At 42.6% G+C, this 6,793-nt stretch carries 8 protein-coding genes and 1 tRNA gene; 3 read left to right on the top strand and 6 right to left on the bottom strand.

Annotated elements, in window-relative coordinates:
* Positions 1-105: 105 nt before the first annotated feature.
* The 3 genes from minD to WKI49_05995 all read right to left on the bottom strand — a co-directional run bounded on the left by minD (position 106) and on the right by WKI49_05995 (position 1,554).
* The gene (gene minD / locus WKI49_06005) at positions 106-894 is read right to left on the bottom strand and encodes a septum site-determining protein MinD (GenBank protein ID MEJ7622043.1); all 789 of its coding nucleotides are present in this window, start codon (positions 892-894) and stop codon (positions 106-108) included.
* Positions 895-1,470 carry a septum site-determining protein MinC gene (minC, locus tag WKI49_06000; protein ID MEJ7622042.1) on the bottom strand — a complete coding sequence of 192 codons (576 nt, stop codon included), beginning with the start codon at positions 1,468-1,470 and terminating at the stop codon, positions 895-897.
* An 8-nt stretch (positions 1,471-1,478) separates the two neighbouring features.
* Positions 1,479-1,554, bottom strand: a tRNA-Asn gene (locus tag WKI49_05995).
* A 55-nt stretch (positions 1,555-1,609) separates the two neighbouring features.
* On the opposite strand from WKI49_05995, the gene WKI49_05990 reads away from it, so the two are divergent.
* Positions 1,610-2,755, top strand: coding sequence for an FtsW/RodA/SpoVE family cell cycle protein (locus WKI49_05990; protein ID MEJ7622041.1), 1,146 nt, complete (start codon positions 1,610-1,612; stop codon positions 2,753-2,755).
* Here WKI49_05990 and WKI49_05985 read toward each other — a convergent pair.
* From WKI49_05985 to gltA, 3 genes are read right to left on the bottom strand one after another with little or no spacing between them, the layout of a single operon-like run.
* Positions 2,689-3,627, bottom strand: coding sequence for a glycosyltransferase family 9 protein (locus tag WKI49_05985; protein MEJ7622040.1), 939 nt, complete (start codon positions 3,625-3,627; stop codon positions 2,689-2,691). The two genes, WKI49_05990 and WKI49_05985, sit on opposite strands and share 67 nt — an antisense overlap.
* On the bottom strand, positions 3,624-4,052 hold the full coding sequence (locus WKI49_05980; protein MEJ7622039.1) for a DUF4878 domain-containing protein: 429 nt from the start codon (positions 4,050-4,052) through the stop codon (positions 3,624-3,626). Before WKI49_05980 ends, WKI49_05985 begins: the two co-directional genes overlap by 4 nt.
* A complete protein-coding gene (gene gltA, locus WKI49_05975) occupies positions 4,049-5,476 on the bottom strand; it encodes an NADPH-dependent glutamate synthase (protein ID MEJ7622038.1) in 1,428 nt (475 codons plus the stop codon). The genes WKI49_05980 and gltA overlap by 4 nt, the downstream gene beginning before the upstream one ends.
* Before the next feature lie 112 nt (positions 5,477-5,588).
* On the opposite strand from gltA, the gene WKI49_05970 reads away from it, so the two are divergent.
* Together WKI49_05970 and WKI49_05965 are read left to right on the top strand one after the other, a co-directional pair.
* Complete coding sequence (locus WKI49_05970) at positions 5,589-6,029, top strand: rubrerythrin family protein (GenBank protein MEJ7622037.1); 441 nt, start codon at positions 5,589-5,591, stop codon at positions 6,027-6,029.
* Positions 6,030-6,090: 61 nt separating this feature from the next.
* The coding region (locus WKI49_05965) for a heterodisulfide reductase-related iron-sulfur binding cluster (protein ID MEJ7622036.1) at positions 6,091-6,793 on the top strand (703 nt) is incomplete at its 3' end.

Raw genomic sequence — 6,793 nt, 5'->3', positions numbered from 1 at the left:
TATCAATAAAGTTAGGTGGAAGTCCTTTTCTTTCGTAAGATAAAACAAGGGTAAGCCTTCTCTTCGCTTCATCCTTGCTCTTAATTTTAGAGTCCCATATCATGCTTATAACCCCAGTAGCTTTTGAAATAAATTCTTTTTATCTCCATAGTAAACCATAGGAACATCCTCACCCTCAATCCTTCTTGCCATATCTATGATAGCCTTTGATGCATTGTACTCGCTTGAAAGAACTATAGGTTCACCTCTATTGGTAAAGTCTACGAGTTTTGGTTCTTCTGGCACTATGCCTATAGGTTTGACTTTTAGTATATCCACTATGTCTTCCACGGATAACATTTCACCTTTTTTCACGCTTTCCCAATTTATTCTGTTTATTATGAGGTAGTATTCTTTCTTGCCCATGTTTTCTAAAAGCCCTATCACCCTGTCCGCATCTCTTATAGAAGAAACTTCTGGATTTACCACCACGAGTGCTATATCCGCCGGTAAGACGGCTATCTGAAAACCCTGTTCTATACCTGCAGGAGAGTCTATAAAAATGTAATCGTATTCGCCAGACTCTTTTATTTCGTTTATAAGCTCTTTCCACTTCTCCTTGTCTACCGCATCCTTATTTTTTGTTTGGTTTGCAGGAAGTAGCCATAGGCTCAGCCCTCTTTTATCTTTTATGAGAGCCTTGTGAAACTCCACCCTGCCTTCAAGTACATCAAGCACATCGTAAACTATTCTGTTCTCAAGCCCTAATATCATGTCAAGGTTTCTCAATCCTATATCTGCATCTACTGCGAGAACTTTTTTTCCAAAACTCGCCAATGCAACGCTGATATTGGCTACCATAGTAGTCTTGCCTACACCTCCTTTTCCGGACGTAACAACAAAAACTTTACTCATCTACACCCTCTCAAGTATTATATTACCATCTTCAACTTTTGCAATCTCGGGATAGCCTGGAGATTTTCTCTCCTCTTCGTTCAATATGGCTACCTTTTTGCCTATTCTTATCTGTTGTGGCTCCATTTCTAAAGCAACCACCACCGCATTTTCATCACCCAAAGCTCCTGCTACCGCAATACCTCTTAGCTTACCCATAACTATTATGTTTCCCGCTGCCACTACTTGAGCGTCCTTATTTACATCTCCAAGCACCAGAATATCTCCGTTGTGTTCTACCCTCTGACCAGACCTAAGATGCCTCTGAACTACCATTAGCCTTTCCCTTTTTGTGTTTCCCAGACCTGAAAAACTTAGCTTCTTTACGCTTTTTATATTTCCTTCTATGAGGGCTTTTTCTATTTTTTCAATTTCCTCTTCCTTAAGCACACCCTTTCCATCTATTAGCACGCAACTACCTTCAAAAAGCTTTGAAGAAAGCTTCTGCTTTAGCTCTTCTATAAGGGAATCTATATTCCCACCTTCCTTTATTTCTACCAGCACAACAGGAAGGGTTATTCCTTTTATCTCTACCATGTTTTTGTTGGCTCCGGGGGAGGGACTCGAACCCCCAACCTGACGGTTAACAGCCGCCTGCTCTGCCAGTTGAGCTACCCCGGATAACCTCACATATAATATTATACACCTTATCTGACCCTTTGGTATACTTTTTATCATGATAAGAAACTGGGATGGGTGGATACTATTTAGCATCACTGCCTTGTTTTTAATGGGTGAGGCTGTAATAATAAGTGTGAATGTAGTTCCGTATTTGATGGATTCTTATCAGAAGTTAAGTATATACAAAAAGCCACTTATTCAGCTGTTGACCTTCCTCTTTGGATTTATGTTGGCGAGCATTATCGCCAAGTATGACTACAGAAAATTTATGAATGGGGTGTTTCCATATTTGTTTATTCTAATGGCGGTATTCAGTCTTTTGGTAGTCTATATAAAGAAGTTAATGACTGGTAAAGCTGTTGATAGATGGCTTTTCGGTGGTAGTGTTCAGCCTTTTGAATTTACCAAAATTGCCCTTATTATCTTCCTTTCTTACTACATAGTTCGTAAAGGAAACCTAAGACAATGGAAACACCTCCTGTGGGCTATATTTTTTCCTGCTGTTATCTCTTTTCTACTTCTTGTGCAACCTGATAAGGGCGGAGCTATCTTTATACTGCTTATAACAAGCCTTATGGTGTATGTGGGTGGTGCTCCTAAAAAGGCTTATCTTCTTATGCTACTTCTGTTTGTTTTTGTGGTTTACTACATACTCACCTCAAAAGGCTATGTAGCGGAAAGGCTTTCTGCGTGGAGAAACCCTTTTGCTGACCCAGAAGATAGTGGATATCAGATAATACAGTCCTTGTATGCTCTTGCCAGAGGGGGAATTATGGGTGTGGGCATAGGTCAGGGGCTTCAAAAACTTGGACCTTTGCCAACCTCTGATACGGACTATGTGATAGCAATTATAGGAGAAGAGATGGGTTTCGTTGGTGTTTTTGCGGTAATAATTCTATATGCCATATTGGTGGGGAGATTGATATGGCACGCTCTTATGTCTAAGGAACAGATGGAAAAACTTTTGCTTTTCGGGGTTGCTATGAATTTTGCTATATCTTTTCTTTGGAACCTTGCCATGGTTTCAAACCTCATACCACCAAAGGGAACAGCTTTACCTTTTGTAAGTTATGGTTCATCTAACCTTCTCGCATCCTTAATATTTCTTGGCATAGCCCAGTCTGTCATAAACCATCAAGAAAGAAGTCTCTCAAGTCCTTTGAGGACATCACCCACGCCCACCATACTTAAGCATGCTTGAGTTCCTGTCTTACAGACCTTAGGGTTTGGTGAACAGGGAGAGCAATAAAGCTTAGGTTTAACATAACCACCTATTAAAGGATAAAAGCCGTAGTCTGGTGATGTGGCGGTGTATACACTAAGGGCGGGAACTCCGAGGGCGTTGGCTATGTGCACTGGTGCAGAATCGCAGGAAATTACCACTTTTGACAGGCTTATAACTGCCATAAGCTCTCTCAGAGAGGTCTTACCTATGAGGTTTATCCCCTCTACCTTGTCAAAAATACTTGCTCTTTGAGTGTCCGCTCCTACTATGACAGGCGTTATACTTAACCTTTTGGAAAGCTCCAACCATCTGTCAATATTCCACTCCTTTAGCCTAAAGTTGGAAAAAGGAGAAAGCACTGCAAAGCTCTCAGGAAGTCTAAACTTATCCCTTACCCTTTTTTTCTCTTCGTCTGATACATAAAGGTATGGCATTCTTTCAAATTCTCTTATTCCCAGAGGCTTTAGGAGTTCAAGGTTTCTGTCCACTTCGTGAATACCCCATCTGTGTTTTACAATGTGTGTGTAGAGCCACTTTAACTCAGACCTGTCAAAGCCAATCCTTGTTGGCACGCCAGCGAAAAAGAGTATGAGGGCACTCCTTGCGGATATGTGTGGGCTTATAGCAATGTGGTATTCTCTTAGTTTTTCAATGACCTCAAAACTCTCCCAAAAACCCTTGTCAAAGGTTATAAGCTCCACATCCAAACCTTTTAAAAGCTCCCTTATAAAGCTTCTGCCTGCAAAGGCAACTTGCGATGATGGAAAATGCCTTTTAAGAGTTCTTATAAGGGGGGTGGTAAGCACCACGTCCCCCAAGTAAGCACTTTGCCATATAAGTATTTTCATCTAATTTCAGATATACTGGCTATCCTCCATTTCTTTTCGTCCTTTATCACTATAAAGGTGAAAATTTTCTCAACACCCTCTTTGTCCATAACCTTTACTACGACCTCCGCATGTTTATCGTCTATCCTGCTTGTATCAAGCACTCTAACCTTCTTTATGTTCTCTCCCATAGAAGATAAAATACAGGCGAGCACCTCTGAAGGCTTCATCTCTGTAAGCTGAAGAGGCAGTTTTACATCCTGCACAAGGGCATCCCTGAAGGGTGGATAAAGGAGCTTTACCGCTTTCCTGCCTTCTCCATCCCTTATGTTTTCAATAAAGTCCTTTACCGTGTTCCTTGCAGACTTTTCTGGGTTTTCCCCGCAAGACCTTAAGACAAAAAAGGCAAGTAGCACTGCTCCTACTACAATGGCTACCCTTTTCATAGCTTTACCTCCTCTATGAGATATTTATGGATTGCTTGTGCGGACCTTCTGCCCTCTGAAAGAGCTCTGACCACTGTGTCTCCCCCATTTACCGCATCACCCCCTGCAAAAAGACCTTTTATAGAGGTTCTAAAGTTCTCATCCACTTTAATGGTGCCCCATTTTGTAAGTTCAAGACCCGGCATGTCTTCGTAAGCTATTGGATTAGCCTTTTGACCTATGGCAAATATTACAGAATCGCATTCTATTATGTGTTCTGAGCCTTCTACTGGCACAGGCTTGGGTCTTCCACTTTCATCTGGCTCACCCAAGGTCATTTTTATGCACTTGAGACCTACCACGTTACCTCTATCATCCCCTATTATCTCTATAGGTTGAGTGAGCCAGTGTATTATGGCACCCTCCTCTGATATGTGGTCCCACTCCTCTTGGCGAGCGGATGAAGTCTCCCGCGTTCTCCTGTAGACTACATGAGTTTCCACACCAAGCCTAAGAGCGGTTATAGCACAATCCACTGCGGTAAAGCCCCCACCTATTATAGCAGTCCTTTTACCAAGATTTACTGGCGTTCCACTTTGAGGAAACAGGTCAGCTCTATATAACCCTACTCTTGTGAGGACTTCTATGGCAGAATAGACACCCCTTAGATGGTCTCCTCTTATTCCCAGAGAGCCTCTGCCCGCACCCACACCCAAAAAAACCGCATGGTATTTTTCCAAAAGCTCCGAAAGCTTTATGGTTCTTCCCACTACGTAGCCAAAAAAGAACTTTACTCCGAGTTTCTCAAGCCTTTTTACTTCCCAATGGAGAAGGTCTCGTGGTAGCCTTGCATGAGGTATGCCATACGCCATTACACCACCAGCCTCTGGTAAGGCTTCAAAGACATGAACCTCATGCCCCCATCTGGCAAGGTCATAGGCACAGGAAAGACCTGCAGGACCTGCCCCTACCACTGCCACCTTATAGCCCGTCGGTTCTGCCCTTTCAACTTCAATCTCAAATCCCGATATTCTTATAAAATCTCCCACAAACTTCTCTAAAGCACCTATGCTTACAGGTAGCCCTTTGTTTTTTCTCCCACGAACAGTATCATAGTAGAGTATGCATGAACCTTCGCACTGCCTTTCTTGAGGGCATATCCTTCCGCATATAGACGGGAAAGGGTCTGCTTCTATTATCTTCTTGTATGCACCTATAAGGTCTCCTTCCGTTATCTTCCTTATAAAACCCGGTATATCCACATTTATAGGACAACCCTTTATACACCTTTGGTCCGCATCCTTGCAAAAGAGACATCTTTGGGCTTCATCAAGAGCAAGGCTCACAGAATAACCAAGGGCGTACTCTCTAAAAGTCCTTACCCTCTCGGAGGGAGGTATAAGGGGCTCTGGGTTTCTGTCCTCGTATCTTATACGTTTAGCCATTAGTGAATAATTATATTCGTAAAGGAGAAGTTGTAGCTATAACGTGTACTTAAACACCCATACACGGATACTTATAAAGCCTGTTAAATATATAAACAAAAACCAATAGGAGATGCTAACCATTAGCAAGAGCCTGCAAGGCACAAAGACCCTTGAGAACCTTAAACATGCCTTTGCTGGAGAGTCCCAGGCAAACAGAAGGTATCTCTACTTTGCCAGAAAGGCGGACATAGAAGGCTATCCAGACATAGCCAACATCTTCAGAGAAACCGCTGAAGGTGAAACAGGACACGCCTTTGGACATCTTGAGTTTCTTGAAAAGTACAGTGGTGGAGACCCTGCTACCGGTATGCCCATAGGCACTATGGAACAAAACCTTGAGGCTGCAATAGCGGGTGAAACCTACGAATACACAGAAATGTATCCTGGCTTTGCAAGAGTAGCAAGAGAAGAAGGCTTTGACGACATAGCGGAGTGGTTTGAGACACTCGCAAGGGCAGAAAAATCTCACGCAGGAAGGTTCCAAAAGGCTTTAGAGTCTCTCAAGGGATAATCTAAAAGAGACTTAGGGGGCGTTCGCCCCCATCTAAGTTAAAGAACAAAAGGAGTTTAATATGCAAGAGCTTGCCATTGGTGGAGTAAAGGATTTTGAGTTTAACATAAAGGACCCCAATTTTCTTAACGAACAGGCTCTATGGGAAGAGGCGAAAAGGGTTTACTCCAAGTGTAAAGATTGTAGGATGTGCGTTACCTATTGTCCTTCCTTCCCTGCACTTTTTGATGCGGTAGACAGGCATGAGGATGACCTACAAAAGCTTTCCAAAGAAGAACTTGCCCTTCCCTTAGAGCTGTGCTTTCACTGCAAGCAGTGCTACTTTAAATGTCCTTATACACCACCCCACGAATGGAGGATAGACTTTCCTCATCTTTCTCTTAGATATAAGGTTTGGAAGTTCAAAAACAAGGGAGCAAAGCTTACCGATAAGCTAATGCTAAATACAGACCTTGTAGGCAAGCTCTCTGTTCCTTTTGCTCCCATAGTCAATAAGCTAAACACTATCCCAACCTTTAGAGTTATCATGGAAGGAGTTATGGGTGTGGACAGAAGGGCAAAACTACCACCCATAAACTCTGAAACCTTCACGAGTTGGTTTAGGAAAAACAGAAAGCCAGTCAAAGGTCAAAATGGAAAAGTTGCCCTGTTTTACACCTGCCTTCTTAACTACAACTACCTTGAGAGAGGTAAAGCTCTTCTTAAGGTTTTTGAGAAGAACGACATATATGTGGAGCTTCCAGAACAGCAGTGCTGTGGTATAC

Source organism: Aquificaceae bacterium, from assembly GCA_037722135.1.
GTDB classification, from domain to species: Bacteria; Aquificota; Aquificia; order Aquificales; family Aquificaceae; genus Pampinifervens; species Pampinifervens sericum.
This window is presented reverse-complemented; position numbering and strand designations above follow the sequence as displayed.

Coding starts and splice junctions, on each gene's coding strand:
- minD (MEJ7622043.1), bottom strand. CDS start 894: ATGAGTAAAGTTTTTGTTGTTACGTCCGGAAAAGGAGGTGTAGGCAAG.
- minC (MEJ7622042.1), bottom strand. CDS start 1,470: ATGGTAGAGATAAAAGGAATAACCCTTCCTGTTGTGCTGGTAGAAATA.
- WKI49_05990 (MEJ7622041.1), top strand. CDS start 1,610: ATGATAAGAAACTGGGATGGGTGGATACTATTTAGCATCACTGCCTTG.
- WKI49_05985 (MEJ7622040.1), bottom strand. CDS start 3,627: ATGAAAATACTTATATGGCAAAGTGCTTACTTGGGGGACGTGGTGCTT.
- WKI49_05980 (MEJ7622039.1), bottom strand. CDS start 4,052: ATGAAAAGGGTAGCCATTGTAGTAGGAGCAGTGCTACTTGCCTTTTTT.
- gltA (MEJ7622038.1), bottom strand. CDS start 5,476: ATGGCTAAACGTATAAGATACGAGGACAGAAACCCAGAGCCCCTTATA.
- WKI49_05970 (MEJ7622037.1), top strand. CDS start 5,589: ATGCTAACCATTAGCAAGAGCCTGCAAGGCACAAAGACCCTTGAGAAC.